Source organism: Streptomyces sp. NBC_00353 (genome assembly GCF_036108815.1).
Lineage (GTDB): Bacteria > Actinomycetota > Actinomycetes > Streptomycetales > Streptomycetaceae > Streptomyces.
Genome location: NZ_CP107985.1, coordinates 4609607 through 4625594 on the forward strand (window position 1 = coordinate 4609607; position 15988 = coordinate 4625594).

Annotated in this window: 17 protein-coding genes; 3 read left to right on the plus strand and 14 right to left on the minus strand. The window is 72.0% G+C overall.

Annotated features, from left to right (window positions below; all coding sequences use genetic code 11):
* Positions 1-29: 29 nt before the first annotated feature.
* The 6 genes from OHA88_RS20685 to tsaB form a co-directional block, all read right to left on the minus strand.
* Positions 30-386, minus strand: a complete 357-nt coding sequence (locus tag OHA88_RS20685) for a YciI family protein (protein WP_267002916.1) — start codon at positions 384-386, stop codon at positions 30-32.
* Positions 387-490: 104 nt separating this feature from the next.
* A complete protein-coding gene (locus OHA88_RS20690; protein WP_328629746.1) occupies positions 491-1486 on the minus strand; it encodes an LCP family protein in 996 nt (331 codons plus the stop codon).
* Positions 1487-1624: 138 nt separating this feature from the next.
* Complete coding sequence (locus OHA88_RS20695) at positions 1625-1912, minus strand: hypothetical protein (RefSeq protein ID WP_326605316.1); 288 nt, start codon at positions 1910-1912, stop codon at positions 1625-1627.
* On the minus strand, positions 1909-3012 hold the full coding sequence (tsaD, locus tag OHA88_RS20700) for a tRNA (adenosine(37)-N6)-threonylcarbamoyltransferase complex transferase subunit TsaD (protein ID WP_328626622.1): 1104 nt from the start codon (positions 3010-3012) through the stop codon (positions 1909-1911). The genes OHA88_RS20695 and tsaD overlap by 4 nt, the downstream gene beginning before the upstream one ends.
* Positions 3012-3527, minus strand: a complete 516-nt coding sequence (gene rimI, locus OHA88_RS20705) for a ribosomal protein S18-alanine N-acetyltransferase (RefSeq protein WP_030914270.1) — start codon at positions 3525-3527, stop codon at positions 3012-3014. The genes tsaD and rimI overlap by 1 nt, the downstream gene beginning before the upstream one ends.
* A complete protein-coding gene (tsaB, locus tag OHA88_RS20710; RefSeq protein WP_267002923.1) occupies positions 3524-4186 on the minus strand; it encodes a tRNA (adenosine(37)-N6)-threonylcarbamoyltransferase complex dimerization subunit type 1 TsaB in 663 nt (220 codons plus the stop codon). The genes rimI and tsaB overlap by 4 nt, the downstream gene beginning before the upstream one ends.
* Positions 4187-4383: 197 nt before the next feature.
* On the opposite strand from tsaB, the gene OHA88_RS20715 reads away from it, so the two are divergent.
* Positions 4384-4926, plus strand: a complete 543-nt coding sequence (locus tag OHA88_RS20715; RefSeq protein ID WP_389116871.1) for a hypothetical protein — start codon at positions 4384-4386, stop codon at positions 4924-4926.
* Positions 4927-4971: 45 nt separating this feature from the next.
* Here OHA88_RS20715 and OHA88_RS20720 read toward each other — a convergent pair whose 3' ends face one another.
* From OHA88_RS20720 to glmS, 8 genes are all read right to left on the minus strand, one after another.
* Complete coding sequence (locus OHA88_RS20720; RefSeq protein ID WP_328626623.1) at positions 4972-5142, minus strand: hypothetical protein; 171 nt, start codon at positions 5140-5142, stop codon at positions 4972-4974.
* A gap of 134 nt (positions 5143-5276) precedes the next feature.
* Complete coding sequence (gene tsaE / locus OHA88_RS20725; protein WP_328626624.1) at positions 5277-5870, minus strand: tRNA (adenosine(37)-N6)-threonylcarbamoyltransferase complex ATPase subunit type 1 TsaE; 594 nt, start codon at positions 5868-5870, stop codon at positions 5277-5279.
* The gene (locus OHA88_RS20730) at positions 5839-7104 is read right to left on the minus strand and encodes an alpha/beta fold hydrolase (protein ID WP_326605311.1); all 1266 of its coding nucleotides are present in this window, start codon (positions 7102-7104) and stop codon (positions 5839-5841) included. Before OHA88_RS20730 ends, tsaE begins: the two co-directional genes overlap by 32 nt.
* 74 nt (positions 7105-7178) lie before the next feature.
* Complete coding sequence (alr, locus tag OHA88_RS20735) at positions 7179-8399, minus strand: alanine racemase (protein WP_328626625.1); 1221 nt, start codon at positions 8397-8399, stop codon at positions 7179-7181.
* 94 nt (positions 8400-8493) lie between these two features.
* Entirely contained in the window at positions 8494-8904 is a 411-nt protein-coding gene (locus OHA88_RS20740) for a DUF488 domain-containing protein (protein ID WP_328626626.1), read from the minus strand.
* Positions 8905-8938: 34 nt separating this feature from the next.
* Entirely contained in the window at positions 8939-10399 is a 1461-nt protein-coding gene (locus OHA88_RS20745; RefSeq protein WP_326628031.1) for an NAD(P)H-hydrate dehydratase, read from the minus strand.
* A gap of 4 nt (positions 10400-10403) precedes the next feature.
* Positions 10404-10772, minus strand: coding sequence for a holo-ACP synthase (locus tag OHA88_RS20750; protein WP_267007997.1), 369 nt, complete (start codon positions 10770-10772; stop codon positions 10404-10406).
* A 24-nt stretch (positions 10773-10796) separates the two neighbouring features.
* Positions 10797-12644 carry a glutamine--fructose-6-phosphate transaminase (isomerizing) gene (gene glmS, locus OHA88_RS20755; protein WP_326605307.1) on the minus strand — a complete coding sequence of 616 codons (1848 nt, stop codon included), beginning with the start codon at positions 12642-12644 and terminating at the stop codon, positions 10797-10799.
* 486 nt (positions 12645-13130) lie between these two features.
* On the opposite strand from glmS, the gene OHA88_RS20760 reads away from it, so the two are divergent.
* Positions 13131-14078: a hypothetical protein gene (locus OHA88_RS20760; protein WP_328626627.1), complete on the plus strand. Its 948-nt coding sequence runs from the start codon at positions 13131-13133 to the stop codon at positions 14076-14078.
* A 4-nt stretch (positions 14079-14082) separates the two neighbouring features.
* Positions 14083-15636, plus strand: coding sequence for a M16 family metallopeptidase (locus OHA88_RS20765; RefSeq protein WP_328626628.1), 1554 nt, complete (start codon positions 14083-14085; stop codon positions 15634-15636).
* Positions 15637-15988: the final 352 nt, after the last annotated feature.

Below are 15988 nucleotides of genomic sequence, written 5' to 3' on the forward strand. Positions count from 1 at the left end.
CCGGGCCGGGGGCGGGAGCGCGTACTGGCTCAGCCCTCGGCGATCTCGCGGACCTCGGCGGTGACCGTCCAGTTGTTCGGGTGGATCTCCAGGAACCGCTTGGTCCACTCCAGCGCCTCGGCCTTGTCCTTGCACTGCATGAGGGCGTAGCCGCCGACGACTTCCTTCGTCTCGGTGAAGGGACCGTCGGTGTAGCTCAGCTTGCCGTCCTCCCAGCTGACCCTCGTCCCCTGGGAGGTGGGGGCGAGCCCCGCGGTGTCCAGCATGACCCCGGCCTTGGTGATCTCCTCGAACAGCGCCCCCATGCGCGCCTCGAACTCGGGGTCCGGGGTCTGGGCGGGCAGGTTCTGCTCATCGATGCGGATCATCGACAGAAAGCGCGGCATGGTGACTCCTCGGTGCGGGAGGGCGGGGGCTTTCCCTGCCTCTCACCCTTGCGTCGAACGGGAGACGCCGCAATCGACACACCTCCGGAAGATTTTTCCGGCCTTTATCGCAGGGACGCCCAGAGCCTGCTCGCGGCGGGCTCCTGCGCCACCACCCGGTTGGGGTCGGACGGGGCGGCGACGACGGGCATGGTGACCGTGGTCAGCCCGGTCGAGGAGAGGGCGCCGAGGCTCTGCGCCAGGCCCCTCAGCTCGCCGAGCGAGTCGAGGCCGGTGTCCGTGGTCAGACTGCCGGTGACCGCGTCCACCATCTTGTACAGGCCGGCCGGGTCGGTCAGCAGATCGGTCTTCCCGGCCTCCTGCAGCAGCGCCTCGACCAGCTGTTGCTGGAGCTTTATCCGGCCCAGGTCGCTGCCGTCGCCGATGCCGTGGCGGGTGCGGGCGAAGGCCAGGGCCTGGGTGCCGTCGAGCCGGTGGGTGCCCGCGCCGAGGTGGAGATGACTGCTGTCGTCGTCGATGTCCTGCGTCGTGGTGACGGTCACCCCGCCCAGCGCGTCGACGAGACCGGCGAAGCCGGCGAAGTCGATCTCGATGTAGTGGTCCATCCGGACACCGGTGAGCTGCTCCACCGTCTTGACCGCGCAGACGGGACCGCCGACCGCGTACGCGCTGTTGAACATCGTCCGGTAGGTCGTCGGAGTGGTGCCGCCCGAAGGGGTCGGACACGAGGGGCGCGTCACCAGGGTGTCGCGCGGAATGCTGACGACGGTGGCCTTCGTACGGTCGGCATCGACATGGACGACCATCGCCGTGTCGGAGCGGGCGCCCGTGCTGTCACCGCCGCCGAGCGCGGAGTTCTCGCTGCCGCTGCGCGAGTCCGACCCGAGAACCAGGATGTTCAGCACACCGGTCGGCAGCGGGGACGCGGAGGCCGAGGGCGACGCCGACGCCGAGGGAGCCGCGGTCGGCACGGTGACGGGCGCCCTGGCGGGGCGGTCGTCACCCAGCGCGCTGTCGATGTCCACACTGCGGATGTTCTGGTTCAGATGCCAGTACGCCCACCCCGCCCCGGCCGCGGCGAGCACCAGGATGCAGCCCATCACTGCCGCGGCCGCCTTGAGCCGACGGGAACGGCGTCTCTTGTCTCCGGTCACGTCGAGGAACGTAAGTCCGAATTATTACGCCGGGAACCCTTGTTCGGTTTTCTTTCGGGAAATCTCAGGATCCGTTGAGTTTTCTCATGTCCCGCCGACATCCCGGCCGGTGTCCGGACCGGCGACCTCGAACCGCCAGCGGTGCACCGCCCGGGTGATCAACTCCGGCTCGGGCTCGGGAAGTTCGGGCAGCACGTCGCCGTACGCCGCCTCCCACCAGGTGATGACCAGCACCCGGTCCTGCGGCGCGCGCAGCAGCTCGTACCGCAGCGGCTCGTACGCCAGCTCGCCCGTGCGCGCCCGCGCCCACTCCAGCAGCTCGGCGCCCCGGCCTGCCACGGCCCGGGCCTCCCACATGAGGGCGACGGTCATGAGTAGAGGTTGTCCTTGCTGACCTCGTGCACATGATCGTGGTCGTGGTGGTACGTGCTGCCCGGCACATGCGTGTCCGTCACCGGCAGCGACGAGTCCGCCGACAGCTCCAGGTCCGACGCCGACCGGTTGCGGGCCACCATCTCGGCGCCCAGCGCCGCGACCATCGCACCGTTGTCCGTGCACAGCCCCGGCCGCGGCACCCGCAGCCGGATGCCGGCCCGCTCGCACCGCTCCTGGGCCAGTGCCCGCAGCCGCGAGTTGGCCGCGACCCCGCCGCCGATCATCAGATGGTCGACACCCTCGTCCTTGCAGGCCCGGACGGCCTTGCGGGTGAGCACATCCACCACGGCCTCCTGGAAGGACGCCGCCACATCCCGAACCGGCACCTCCTCGCCCGCGGCCCGCTTCGCCTCGATCCAGCGGGCGACGGATGTCTTCAGGCCGGAGAAGGAGAAGTCGTACGCGGGGTCGCGCGAGCCGCTCAGTCCGCGCGGGAACGCGATGGCCTTCGGGTCGCCCTCCTTCGCCAGCCGGTCGATGACCGGCCCGCCGGGGAAGCCGAGGTTCAGCACCCGGGCGATCTTGTCGAAGGCCTCGCCCGCCGCGTCGTCGATGGTCGCGCCCATCGGCCGTACGTCGTTGGTGATGTCCGGCGCGAGCAGCAGCGACGAGTGGCCGCCGCTGACCAGCAGCGCCATGGTCGGCTCGGGCAGCGGGCCGTGCTCCAGCTGATCGACGCAGATGTGCGAGGCGAGGTGGTTCACGCCGTACAGCGGCTTGTTCAGCGCGTACGCGTACGCCTTCGCCGCCGAGACGCCGACGAGCAGCGCGCCCGCGAGCCCGGGACCGGCCGTGACGGCGATGCCGTCGAGGTCGCGGGCGCTGATGCCGGCTTCCTTCAGGGCGCGTTCGATGGTGGGGACCATCGACTCCAGGTGGGCGCGGGAGGCGATCTCCGGGACGACGCCGCCGAAGCGGGCATGGGTGTCGACGCTGGACGCGATGGCGTCGGCGAGCAGCGTCGTACCGCGGACGATACCGACGCCGGTCTCGTCGCAGGAGGTCTCGATGCCGAGTACGAGCGGTTCGTCAGCCATCAGTCAGTCTCTGTCTCTTGTACGGGCTCTTGTGCGGGCTCTTGCACCGTCAGGCGCATGACGAGCGCGTCGATGTTGCCCGGCTGGTAGTAGCCGCGGCGGAAGCCGATCGGTTCGAAGCCGAAGCGTTCGTACAGCTTCTGCGCGCGGGTGTTGTCGACCCGGACCTCGAGCAGCACCTCGGCGCACTCGAAGGCCGTGGCGTGCTTCAGCAGGTCGGTGAGGAGTTCCGAGCCGAGGCCGCCGCCCCAGTGGTCACGGGTGACGCCGATCGTCTGGACGTCGGCGAGGTCACCGGCCGCGGCGAGCCCCGCGTACCCGACGATCCGGCCGGTGACCGGGGACTCGGCGACGACATAGCGCCGGGTCGCCTGCGGGCCGCGCGCGTGCGCCAGCTCGGACCAGAACATACCGGCCGACCAGGCGTCCTCCGGGAACAGCTCGTGTTCGAGCTCCAGCACCGGATCGATGTCCCACCAGCGCATTTCGCGCAGTACGGCAGTCGGGGGCGTCACTTCGGGGTGACCACCTTGTAGTTCTTCGGGACCTGGGCGTCGGGCCTGCGCAGATACAGCGGCTGCGGCGGCAGCAGCTGCGCTCCCGCGGCGAGACGCTCGGCGGCCAGGGCTGCGAGCGCACCCGCGGAGACGTGCTCGGGACCGCGGGCGTCCGGGAACGCGTCGGGGTAGAGCGCCGCGCCCGCCCCGACCACCGGAAGACCGGCGAGCTGTTCGGCGATGTCGGCGGGCCGGTCGACGGCGGGTTCACCGATGCGGGTACGGGGGTCCTCGTACCGCGCCCAGTAGACCTCCTTGCGGCGGGCGTCCGTCGCGACGGCGAACGGGCCCTCCAGGCCGCTGCGCCCGGCGGCGTACGCGAGGCCGTCCAGCGTGCACAGCCCGTACACCGGCACGGAGAGCACCGAGCCGAACGTCGCGGCCGTCACCAGCCCGACCCGCAGGCCCGTGTACGGTCCCGGGCCGACGCCCACGACCACCCCGGTCACGGCGTCGAGTCCCGTCCCTGCGTCGCCGAGGACCCGGTCGACAGCGGGCAGCAGCAGCTCCCCGTGCCGTCGGGCGTCGACCTGACTCGACTCGGCGACGACGGCGGTCCCGTCGTGCAGGGCAACGGTGACGGCGGGGGTGGCGGTATCCACAGCGAGCAAGAGCACGCAAACAGCCTACGGCTCCGGCGACGGCACCACGGCTCCCCGTACGGAGTCCCGTTCCCACCGGCCGCTGCTGCTACCGTCACCCGGTGTACGCGGGTACGACGTAAACGCTTGTACGACATGCGACATACGAAGCGCTTGCGTGACAGACGAAAGCGAAAGGGGCGCGCACGGTGGCAAGGGGCAGCTCGGGAATCGTGGCCGGGCTCACTGCGGCGGCACTCGCCGCGGTCGGTTTCCTGGCCTACCAGGCATCGGCGAATGTCCCCGAGACACTCGCCGTCCCCAGCCCGAAGGCGACCAGCACCGCCCCCGCCGCCGGCCACGCCGCCGAGCACAAGGACAAGAAGAACCCGCTCGCGGTCCCCGCCGACTCCGGCGCCGGGGCGCGGGTCGTGTACGCGCTGGACGACCGGCGGGTGTGGCTGGTCGACGCGAAGGGAAAGATGCTCCGGTCCTTCGCGGTCATGCCGAGTTCCGTGAATCCGCGGCCCGGGTCGTACAAGGTGCGTTCGCGCACGGGCGTCATCAAGGGCTCGGACGGCGTGCCGATCGAGCACGTGGTGCTGTTCGCGATGGCCGACGGCGGCGTGCCCGTCGGGTTCAGTGCGGCGCAGGACGGCTCCATGAAGAGCCCCGACCCGAAGCGGAAGACCGGCGGGGTACGGATGAAGCGGGCGGACGGCAACGCGATGTGGGCGTTCGCGACGGTCGGCGCAAAGGTGGTCGTGGTCCCGTAACGCCCGGGCGGAAGCCGGCTGCGCGCCGTCTCGTGCGGAAGCCCGCTACGCGGCGTCGCGCTCCTCGGACGCCTGCGGCTCCCCTGATTCCTGCCGTTCCTCGGACGGCGGGGTGGAGACCGCGTTGGCCGCGGCGCAGGCCGCCAGCAGATCCTTCATCGACACCGCGGACGGCACTGGCGGCTGCGGCTGCGCTTCACGCTCGGGCGTCGGCATGGATGCCTCCTGGGGCTCCGGTGGAAGGCGTGGTTAGGTAGACCTAACCCGCTCTCGGCATCCATGTGACCACGCCCGGCCCGCCCCGCGCAACAATATGCCGACAGCCTGTCGGAAAACTCGTCTGCGCGGGCTCAGTGCGCCGCTTCCAGCGCCGCCCGCAGCCCGGACCAGCGCGCGCCGATCCCGACCAGCGTCACCGAGCGCCGTTCGTCGTCCGTATCACCGACCGCGCGGTGGATCACCACGTGCAGCCGGTCGTCCGACAGCTCCTCGACCTTGCCGTCGCCCCACTCCACGACCACCACCGACTCCGGCAGCGACACGTCGAGGTCCAGGTCCTCCATCTCGTCGAGCCCGCCGCCCAGCCGGTACGCGTCGACATGGACGAGCGCCGGGCCGGTGCCCAGCGACGGGTGGACGCGGGCGATCACAAAGGTGGGAGAGGTCACGGCGCCGCGCACCCCGAGGCCCTCACCGAGGCCCCGGGTCAGCGTCGTCTTCCCGGCGCCGAGCTCACCGCTGAGCATCACGAGGTCGCCGGGGCGCAGCAGGCCGGCGATCCGGCGGCCCAGGGCCTGCATCTGTTCGGGGGAGGTGACGTCGAGGCGGGCGGTGACCGGGGTTTCCCCGGCGGGGGCCGCTCCGGCCTGCGTCTCCCCGGGCGCCGGGTGCGCGACCGGTGCGTTTGCGGCGTCAGCCGCCAGGCTGTTGTGCGGTGCTTCCATGCCCGCCAACGTTAGCCGCTGCCGGTACGGCTCCGATCCGGACCAACAGGTCCGCCATCCGGTCCGTCACCGTCTCCGGGTGCTCCAGCATCACCAGATGCCCGGCGTCCGGCACGATGACCAGCTCCGCGTCCGGCAGCTCGTCGGCGATGGCCTCGCTGTGCGAACTGGGCGTCACCAGGTCCTTGTCGCCCGCCAGGATCAGCACCGGGATGTCGCGGAACGCGGGCAGCGCCGCACTCTTGTCGTGCTCGGTGAAGGCCGGGTAGAACTCCGCGACCACATCGATCGGGGTGGACTCGATCAGCCGCTCGGCGAACCGCTCGACCGCCGGATCCACGTCCCGCGAACCGAACGAGTACCGCTTGATGAGCCCGGCGAAGAGATCGGCGGTCGCCCGCCTGCCCCGCTCCACCAGCTCCGCCTGCGAGCCGAGCGCCTTCAGCACCCCGGGCAGCACCCGTCGCACGGCGTTCACGCCCGCGACCGGCAGCCCGAAGCTGACCTCGCCGAGCTTCCCGCTCGACGTGCCGACGAACGCGACGGCGGCGACCCGGTCCCGGATCAACTGCGGGTACTGATCGGCGAGCGCCATGATCGTCATGCCGCCCATCGAGTGCCCGACCAGCAGCAGCCGGCCCTCGGGGGCGGCCGCGTCGATGACCGCCTTCAGGTCGCGGCCGAGCTGGTCGATGCCGACCGTCACACCCTCGGCCTGGGCCCGGCCGCGCTCGGAGCGGCCGTGGCTGCGCTGGTCCCAGTGCACGGTGCGCACCAGGCCGCGCAGCGCCGCCCGCTGGAAGTGCCAGGAGTCCTGGCTGAGGCAGTAGCCGTGGCTGAAGACGACGGTGACGGGCCCGGGGGCCTTGCGGCCGAAGAGCCGGCGCCGCCGCGGTCCGGTACCGGCGGCCCCGGCGCCCGCCCCCGGTCCGGTGCCCGCGCCCGTACCACCGTCCGGTTCGACCTCGTCGGTCTCGTAGTACAGCTCGGTGCCGTCGTCGGCGGTGGCCCGGCCGGGCATGCCGCGCAGCGAGCCGTACGGCCCCGAGGCGTCCAGCGCCAGCCTGGCCCTCCTGCGCATGCCCCGGCCGACAGTCATCCGCTCGACCGCGACCCCGGCCGCCGCACCGGCCGCGATCACGCCTATGGCGGCTCCGGCAATGCCTGCCCGGCGCCAGCCGACCGCCACAGCGGCCGCCGTCGCCATCGCGTCCCCCGCACTGCTCTCGCTCACCGTGCCGCGCTCCTCGTCGATCGTTGTCCGTCAGGTCTGGTCAGGAGATGCAGGACGTGCCGGATCGGGCTTGATCAGGTCGGATCGGGCGGGGTCTCGTTCTCGGCGGCCCGGATCCCGTCCGGGCCGGCCTGGGCGTCGTTCTCGTCGGCAGGGGTCTCGTTCACATAGACGCGCGGTACCCGGCCGCCGATGCGGGTGACGATCTCGTACGCGATCGTGCCGGCCGCCTCCGCCCAGTCCTCGGCACTCGGCTCACCCCGGTCCCCCGGCCCGAACAGCACCGCGTCGCTGCCCACCTCGACGACGTCCCCACCGAGGTCGACGACGAACTGGTCCATCGCCACCCGGCCCGCGACCCGCCTCAGGGCGCCGCCGACGAGGACCGGGCCGCGCCCGGAGGCGTGGCGCGGGATGCCGTCCGCGTAGCCGAGCGGGATCAGGCCGAGCGTCGTCTCGGCGGACGTCGTGTAGTGGTGCCCGTAGCTGACACCGTGACCCGCCGGCACCTGCTTGACCAGGGCGATCGACGCGGCGAGCGTCATCACCGGGCGCAGCCCGAAGTCCGCCGGGGTGCCCAGCTCGGGGCTGGGCGAGATGCCGTACATGGCGATCCCGGTCCGTACGAGGTCGAAGTGCGACTCGGGGACCGTCAGCGTCGCCGGAGAGTTCGCCATGTGCCGTACCTCGGGTTCGACGCCCGCCTTCTCCGCGTACGCCACCATGTCCCGGTACACGCCCAACTGGGCGGCGATCGACGGGTGGCCCGGCTCGTCGGCGCAGGCGAAGTGGGACCAGAGGCCGGTGATGCGGACCGTGCCCGCCTGCTCGGCGGTGCGGGCGGCGGCGACCAGCTCCGGCCAGTCGGCGGGCTGGCAGCCGTTGCGCCCGAGGCCCGTGTCGGCCTTGAGCTGGATACGGGCCGGCCGGCCGGCCTCCTCGGCCGCGGCGACGACCTCGCGCAGCGCCCACATACCGCTCACCGACACGTCGATGTCGGCCTCGATCGCCTCGCGCCAGGGGCCGCCCGGCGTCCACAGCCAGCACATCACCCGGCCGCCGAGCCCGGCGGCGCGCAGGGCCAGTGCCTCGTGCGGCGTCGCGGTGCCGAGCCAGGTCGCCCCGGCTTCGAGCGCGGCCCTGGCACAGGGCACCGCCCCGTGCCCGTACGCGTCGGACTTGACGACGGCCATGAGTTGCGCGCCGGCCGCCCGGGCACGCAGCGCGCGCACGTTGGCGCGCAGTGCGGCGAGGTCGATCTCGGCTCGGGCTCTCAAGGACGCTGTCTCGTTCATCGCGCCCAGTCTCTCAGAGGCGTACGACAGGGCCCTCAGGTACCGGGCCCGGGGCGCGTCAGGGGCGTCGGGACCACGCACGACGCCGCCGACGTCACCGGTGGCGCAGCTCATGTTCCACATGGTCGACGAGGACCGGGACATGACTGTGCGGGACGTCCTTCACCGCCGTGACCAGGGTCACCGGCCCACCCGCGCGGACCAGTTCCACCAGCTCATGGACCGCCGCCGTGTGCACGGGGTCGGCGAGCTCGGCACGGTAGCGGTCGACGAAGTCGTCGTAGCGGGTGCCGGTGCGGTCCTCGTGGTACCAGGAGCGGAGTTCGTTCGACGGTGTGAGGTCCTTGAGCCACCGGTCGATCCTTGCCCGGTCCTTGGCGACGCCGCGGGGCCAGAGCCGGTCGACGAGGACCCGGGTCCCGTCACCGTCCTCCTGCGGGTCGTACACCCGGCGTACCCGTACCGAACTGCTGCCCACCGTCGACCACTCCTCACCGGCTCTCATCTGCGGTTCCCTGCCCGCTGGTGCTCAGGATCGCTCAGGCCCGTACGTCCCGCCACGCCGCCGGGATCGCGTCCGCGACGTCCTGCGCGGCGACCGGGCCGCCGTCCGAGGCGTGCCGGGCCGCCAGACCGTGCAGATGGGCACCGACGGAGGCGGCGTCGCGCGGATCGAGGCCCGCGGCCAGCAGGGATCCCGTCAGCCCGGAGAGGACGTCGCCGCTGCCCGCCGTGGCCAGCCAGGAGGTGCCGGTCGGATTGACCCGTACGGGAGTGTGCTCGGTGTCGGTGGCGACCAGCGTCGTCGACCCCTTGAGCAGCACGGTGGCGCGGTAGCGGGCGGCGAGTTCCCGCACGGCGGCGAGCCGCCCCGCCTCGACCTCCTCGCGCGGCACGCCGAGCAGCGCGGCAGCCTCCCCGGCGTGCGGGGTGAGCAGCGTCGGAGCGGTGCGCGACCGCACGACGGAGGCGTCGAGCAGCCGCAGCCCGTCCGCGTCCACCAGTACCGGGACATCGGCGGCCAGCACGTCGGCGACCGCCGAGACGGCCGCCGTACCGTCACCGAGCCCGGGGCCGACGACCCATGCCTGCACCCGCCCCGCCTTCGACGGCGGCCCCGAGTGGACCAGGGTCTCGGGGTGCCGGGCGATCACGGCGTCGGCGCCCGGGCCGACGTACCGCACCGCCCCCGCACCGCCCCGCAGCGCCCCGCCGACGGCGAGCACCGCCGCTCCCGGATACCGGGCGGACCCGGCGACGATGCCGACGACCCCGCGCCGGTACTTGTCGCTCTCACTGGCGGGAACGGGCAGCAGCGCGGCGACGTCCGCGTACTGCAGCGCCTCCAGATCGGGTACGCCGGGCAGCTCGTCGTCGAGCCCGATGTCGACGAGGCGCAGCGCGCCCGCCCGGTCGGCGGCCGGGTCGATGAGCAGCCCCGGTTTGTACGTGCCGAAGGTGACCGTCGCATCGGCCCGCACGGCGTCGCCGAGCACCTCACCGGTGTCCGCCTCGACACCGCTGGGCAGATCGACGGCGACGATCGGTGCCCCGGTCGCCTCGAGGGCCCGCACCAGCGCGGCCGCGCCCTCACGCAGCCCGCCGCGGCCGCCGATGCCGGTGATGCCGTCGACGACGAGATCGACACGGCCGATCAGGTCCGTGCTCACCCGGTCGGCGCCGTCCACACGCCCGCCCGCCGCGCGGAGCGCCGCGACCCCGCCCTCGTGGGCCCGGTCCGGCGCGGTCAGCAGGGCGCGGACGCCCGCGCCGCGCCGGGCCAGCCGGGCCCCCGCGTACAGCGCGTCGCCGCCGTTGTCGCCGCTGCCGACGAGCAGGACGACCCGGGACCCGTACACCCGGCCGCTCCGCCGCAGCAGATCGGCGCAGGCCGCCGCGAGACCCGCGGCGGCCCGTTGCATCAGGGCGCCGTCGGGCAGCCGTGCCATCAGGGCGCGCTCGGCGGCCCGTACGGTCTCCACGCTGTACGCAGTTCGCATACGGTCAACCCTCCGCGATCACCACGGCCGACGCCACCCCCGCGTCATGGCTCAGCGAGACGTGCCAGTGCTGTACGCCCAGCTCGGCCGCGCGCGCGGCGACGGTGCCGACGACGCGCAGCCGGGGCTGCCCGCTGTCCTCGACGAACACCTCGGCATCCGTCCACAGCAGATCGCCGGGCGCCCCCAGCGCCTTGGCGATGGCCTCCTTGGCGGCGAACCTGGCGGCCAGCGAGGCGATCCCACGCCGCTCGCCGCTGGGCAGCAGCAACTCGCTGTCCAGGAACAGCCGCTGAGCCAGATGCGGCGTACGCTGCAGCGCCGCGTCGAACCGTTCGATCTCCGCCACATCGATCCCGACCCCGATGATCACGCGCTCACTCACTCATTCATTGGTTCACTCGACGGTCACGGACTTCGCCAGATTGCGTGGCTGGTCCACCTCGTTGCCGCGGGCGGTGGCCAGTTCGCAGGCGAAGACCTGCAACGGCACGGTCGCCACCAGCGGCTGAAGCAGCGTAGGCGTAGCGGGGATCCAGATCAGATGGTCGGCGTACGGAACGACCGCCTCGTCGCCCTCCTCCGCGATGACGATGGTGCGCGCGCCACGCGCCCGGATCTCCTGGATGTTCGACACGATCTTCTCGTGGAGCACCGACCGGCTGCGCGGCGACGGCACGACCACGACGACCGGCAGATCGTTCTCGATGAGCGCGATCGGCCCGTGCTTCAGCTCACCGGCGGCGAAGCCCTCGGCATGCATGTACGCGAGTTCCTTGAGCTTCAACGCGCCTTCGAGGGCCACCGGGTAACCCACATGGCGCCCCAGGAAGAGGACGGTGTCCTGGTGCGCCAGCGAGCGGGCCAGCTCCCGCACCGGCTCCATGGTCTCCAGCACCCGTTCGACCTGCCCGGGGACCTCGGAGAGCTGCCGGACGACGGTCCGGATCTCGTCGCCCCACTTCGTGCCGCGGGTCTGGCCGAGATACAGGGCGACGAGATAACAGGCGACGAGCTGCGTCAGGAACGCCTTGGTCGAGGCGACGGCGACCTCCGGTCCGGCGTGCGTGTACAGCACCGCGTCGGACTCACGTGGAATGGTCGACCCGTTCGTATTGCAGATGGCGAGGACCTTCGCTCCCTGCTCGCGGGCGTGCCGCAGAGCCATCAGCGTGTCCATCGTCTCCCCGGACTGGGAGATCGCGATGACGAGGGTGCGCTGGTCGAGGATCGGGTCGCGGTAGCGGAACTCGCTGGCGAGCTCCGTCTCGCAGGGCAGCCGGGTCCAGTGCTCGATGGCGTACTTGGCGATCATCCCGGCGTGGAACGCGGTCCCGCAGGCGACGATGACGACCTTGTCGACCTCCCGGAGCACATGCGGCGGGATGCGCACCTCGTCGAGGTGGAGCGAGCCCGCGCGGTCGATCCGGCCCAGCAGGGTGTCGGCGACCGCCTTCGGCTGCTCGGAGATCTCCTTGAGCATGAAGTAGTCGTAGCCGCCCTTCTCGGCCGCGGAAGCGTCCCAGTCCACGTGGTACTTACGGACATCCGCGGGCTGTCCGTCGAAGTCGGTGACCGTGACGGACTCCCGCCGCAGCTCGACGACCTGATCCTGCCCCAGCTCGATCGCGGACCGGGTGTGCGCGATGAACGCGGCCACATCGGAGGCCAGAAACGCCTCCCCCTCCCCGACCCCGACCACCAGCGGCGAGTTCCGCCGGGCCCCCACCACCACATCCGGCTCATCGGCATGCACGGCCACCAGGGTGAACGCCCCTTCGAGCTGTCGGCAGACCTGCCGCATCGCCTCCGCCGGATCACCGCTCGACGAGTACGCCTCGGCGAGCAGATGGGCGACGACCTCGGTGTCGGTCTCGGACGCCAGATCGTGGCCGCGCTCGGCAAGTTCGGCGCGCAGCGCGGCGAAGTTCTCGATGATGCCGTTGTGCACGACGGCGACGCGCCCCGCGTTGTCGAGATGCGGGTGGGCATTGGCATCGGTGGGAGCGCCGTGGGTGGCCCAACGGGTGTGCCCGATCCCGGTGGTCCCGGCCGGAAGGGGCTGCTCCACCAGCGCCTTCTCCAGATTGACGAGCTTCCCGGCCTTCTTCACGGAGGCAAGCCCGCCGTCCGCGAGAACGGCGATGCCCGCGGAGTCGTAACCCCGGTATTCGAGGCGCTTGAGCCCCGCGACGACAACATCGAGCGCGGACTGCCCACCGACGTAACCGACGATTCCACACATAACGATCCTTTCGTGGTCGCCCTCCCCTCGCTTGGCATCGTCGCAGAAGGGACGCGGAGCGGCCGGGATCATTCGTCGGCGGAGTCACTGCAATCCGCTGCGAGCCGCAGCCCAAGGTCCGCTTCCCCCTCCTGCGCCCACCGCCGAGGCGCTGCGATCTGCCGGCCGCCCAGGCGCAGGCCTCGGACTCGGCACCGTCGATCCGGTACGCCCCGGCCGGCCTCGCCGACGGTCCACGAGAGAGGAGCGGGCACCCTGGTCAATCCGGCCGCGGGTGTCGGAGACGGCGGCGTCGGACGTGGCCCTGACGTGCGGTGAAGTCCCCTCCGGTTCCGCTCGGCGGACGGCCGTAAAACTCACCGCCGCACTGTCCGCGCAGGCTGCTAACCTCCGGTTCTTCGTTGTCTCACCCCGCCCGTCGTCGACACGCCCGCGAGCCGTCCCGCACGCGAGCCCCCACCGGTCGCGTCCGCTCCGAGGACTGTCATGTCACAGACCAACACCCTGATACGTGCGGAGTTCGACCTCTGCGCAAACATCCCCTCCCTGGCCGATCTGCGCACCTCCGTACTGAACAACGACTGGGAGTCGACCGAGGCGTACTTCGACTTCCTCGACCACGAGGACGACCGGGCGATCGCGTCGTCGGTGGTCACCGGCCTCAGCACCGCCGAGCGGTTCCTGGAGCAGGTCGTCGCCGAGCGGCCCGGATCCGCGCTGGCGCGGACGCTGCTCGCCGGGCGGTACATCGCCATCGGCTGGGCCATCCGCAGCTCGTACACCGCCGCCCATGTCTCGCAGTCCCAGTTCCGGCAGTTCCACAGCTGGCTGCGGCGCGCCGAGCAGTTGCTGATCGACGTCTGCGCCGAGCACCCCACGTACGCCCCGGCCTGGACCACCCGGCTGACCACCGCGCGCGGACTGGAGCTCGGGCAGAGCGAGGCGCGGCGGCGCTACGACCGGCTGGCGGAGCATCACCCGCACCACATCCAGGGGCAGCTGGCCCTGCTGCAGCAGCTGTGCCCGAAGTGGGGCGGCAGCTGGGAGGCCGCGTTCGGGTTCGCGCGGTCCTGCCTGGAGTCGGCGCCGCCCGGCAGCCACGCCGGACGGCTGATCGCCGGGGTGTATCTGGAGCAGTGGCTGGACGACTCCGAGGACGGCCGGAGCGACGTGCTGCGGCCGACCGCGGTACGGGACGAACTGCTGGCCGCCGCCGCCCGCTCCGTGCAGCATCCGGACTACCGGCCGGGCTTCCACTGGGTGGGCGACCACAACGAGTTCGCGGGGGCGCTGAGCCTGGGCGGCCACTACCGGGAGGCCGCGCCGTTCTTCCGCACGGTCGGCGACAAGGCGACCGAATCGCCCTGGGGCTACTACGGCGACAAGCAGGTCCAGTTCCTCAAGCACCGCAAGATCGCACTGGCGAAGGGCTGAGCCGATGTCCCAGGAAACCACCGCCACCGACCCGGACATCCGCACCACCGAGGTCGACTCCATCCGTACGGTGCTGGCCCCCGCTCCCGGCCCCGTCACCGCCGGGCTCTTCTTCCGCGTCGGGGTCGCCGACGAGACCCTCGCCACCGCCGGGATCACCCACCTGGTGGAGCACCTGGCGCTGCACCGGCACGGCGTCTCCGATCTGCACTACAACGGCGCCACCGCCGCCACCTACACCCTCTTCCATGTCACCGGCACCCCCGACGAGGTCGTCACGTACCTCAACGGGGTCTGCGCGGCGCTGCGCGACCTGCCCGTGGAGCGGCTGGAGACCGAACGCGACATCCTCCGAACGGAAGCTGCGGGCCGCGGTCGCGGTCCCAACCACCGACTGCCGCTGTGGCGGTACGGAGCACAGGGCTACGGCCTCAGCAGCTACGCCGAGTACGGCACCTGGCATCTGACCGCGGACGCGGTGCGCGACTGGGCACGGACCCGGTTCACCCGGGACAACGCCGTCCTGTGGATCACCAGTGACACCGTGCCCGACGGACTCGACCTGGCTCTTCCGGCCGGCTCCCCGCAGCCACCGCCCGTGGTGACGTCGGCGCTGCCCGTCACCCCGGCCTTCATCCACGGTGACGACGGCGGAGTCGTCCTGGACGGCATCGTCCGACGTTCCACGGCCGCCACGCTCCTCTGCGAGGTGCTCGGCCGTGCGCTCTACTCCGATCTGCGCCAGAACGGCGGCTACTCGTACATCGCCGACAGCAGCTACCACCCGCGCGACAACGACTTCGCGACCATCACCGCGTTCGCCGACGCCCTTCCCAAGAAGCAGGACGCGGTGGTCGGTGGCTTCGTGGACGTGCTGGCCAGGCTGCGGGCGGGCCGCATCGAGCAGTCCGAACTCGACTCGGCGCGTGCCAAGATCCTCAAGGTGTACGACACACCCGATGCCGGGGCGGCCAGACTGCCCTCGTACGCCCTGAACCTGCTCTGCGGACACCGGAACCTCACCCCCGACGAGCACCGGGCCGAGCTGGCCGCCGTCACCGTCGGCGACCTGCGCGACGTGGCCCGCGAGCTGCACTCCACGGCACTGATCCAGGTGCCGGGCCGGGACGTCGAATGGGCCGGGTTCACGTCCGCCCCGCAGTGGTCCACCACGTCCCGGGCCCTCGCGGGGACCACGCACCGCTCCCCCGGGAACGACGACGTGGCACTGGTCGTCGGCCCCAGGAGCGTCACGCTGCGCACCCCCGGCGGCGAGATCACCGTGCGGTACGAGGCCTGCGCCGCCCTGCAGGTCTTCCCGGACGGCGCCCGGCACCTCACGGGCCTCGACGGCTTCACCGTCGCGGTGGAACCGACGCTGTACGACCGGCTCGGCCCGGACCGGGTCGCGGTGATCGACGCCGGGGTGCCGGCCGCCGCGGTGGTACGGATGCCGGAACGTGACGCCGACTCCATCCCCCGGCCCGCGTCCTCGCCCGGCGGCGGGCTGAAGAGCCGGACCCGGTCCGTGCTGAGGTCGCTGCGGATCGGCCGCTGAGGCTGATGCCCCCGCGGCTGCAGGTGGGGGACCGGCCCCGGAGCGGGACGGCCCCCCGCTCGTCCTGGCGAGGAGCCGGCTGCGGGGAACCTGGCAGGACAGCTCGTATTCGCCGCGAACGGCACCTTCAGCGCCACGGAGGTGTCCGTCGGGTTCGCCCCCGGCGATGTCAGTGGCGAACTCGTGGCCAGGGGCAAGCCCGATTCCGCCCTCCTGTGGACCTTCATCGGCGACCCCGACAGCGGAGAGCTCTGTGTGCTCAGGAAAGTGAGCACACAACCGTAGGCGGCACGTCCGGAACGAGCCCTTTCGTCTCCCCACGTGACCGACCCCACCCCCCACTCCGTTAAAA

Excerpts from the sequence above, each read along its gene's own strand:
- OHA88_RS20685 (WP_267002916.1), bottom strand. The coding sequence starts at position 386 with ATGCCGCGCTTTCTGTCGATGATCCGCATCGATGAGCAGAACCTGCCC.
- OHA88_RS20690 (WP_328629746.1), bottom strand. The coding sequence starts at position 1,486 with ATGGGCTGCATCCTGGTGCTCGCCGCGGCCGGGGCGGGGTGGGCGTAC.
- OHA88_RS20695 (WP_326605316.1), bottom strand. The coding sequence starts at position 1,912 with ATGACCGTCGCCCTCATGTGGGAGGCCCGGGCCGTGGCAGGCCGGGGC.
- tsaD (WP_328626622.1), bottom strand. The coding sequence starts at position 3,012 with ATGGCTGACGAACCGCTCGTACTCGGCATCGAGACCTCCTGCGACGAG.
- OHA88_RS20720 (WP_328626623.1), bottom strand. The coding sequence starts at position 5,142 with ATGCCGACGCCCGAGCGTGAAGCGCAGCCGCAGCCGCCAGTGCCGTCC.
- tsaE (WP_328626624.1), bottom strand. The coding sequence starts at position 5,870 with ATGGAAGCACCGCACAACAGCCTGGCGGCTGACGCCGCAAACGCACCG.
- alr (WP_328626625.1), bottom strand. The coding sequence starts at position 8,399 with ATGAACGAGACAGCGTCCTTGAGAGCCCGAGCCGAGATCGACCTCGCC.
- OHA88_RS20740 (WP_328626626.1), bottom strand. The coding sequence starts at position 8,904 with ATGAGAGCCGGTGAGGAGTGGTCGACGGTGGGCAGCAGTTCGGTACGG.
- OHA88_RS20745 (WP_326628031.1), bottom strand. The coding sequence starts at position 10,399 with ATGCGAACTGCGTACAGCGTGGAGACCGTACGGGCCGCCGAGCGCGCC.
- glmS (WP_326605307.1), bottom strand. The coding sequence starts at position 12,644 with ATGTGTGGAATCGTCGGTTACGTCGGTGGGCAGTCCGCGCTCGATGTT.
- OHA88_RS20760 (WP_328626627.1), top strand. The coding sequence starts at position 13,131 with ATGTCACAGACCAACACCCTGATACGTGCGGAGTTCGACCTCTGCGCA.
- OHA88_RS20765 (WP_328626628.1), top strand. The coding sequence starts at position 14,083 with ATGTCCCAGGAAACCACCGCCACCGACCCGGACATCCGCACCACCGAG.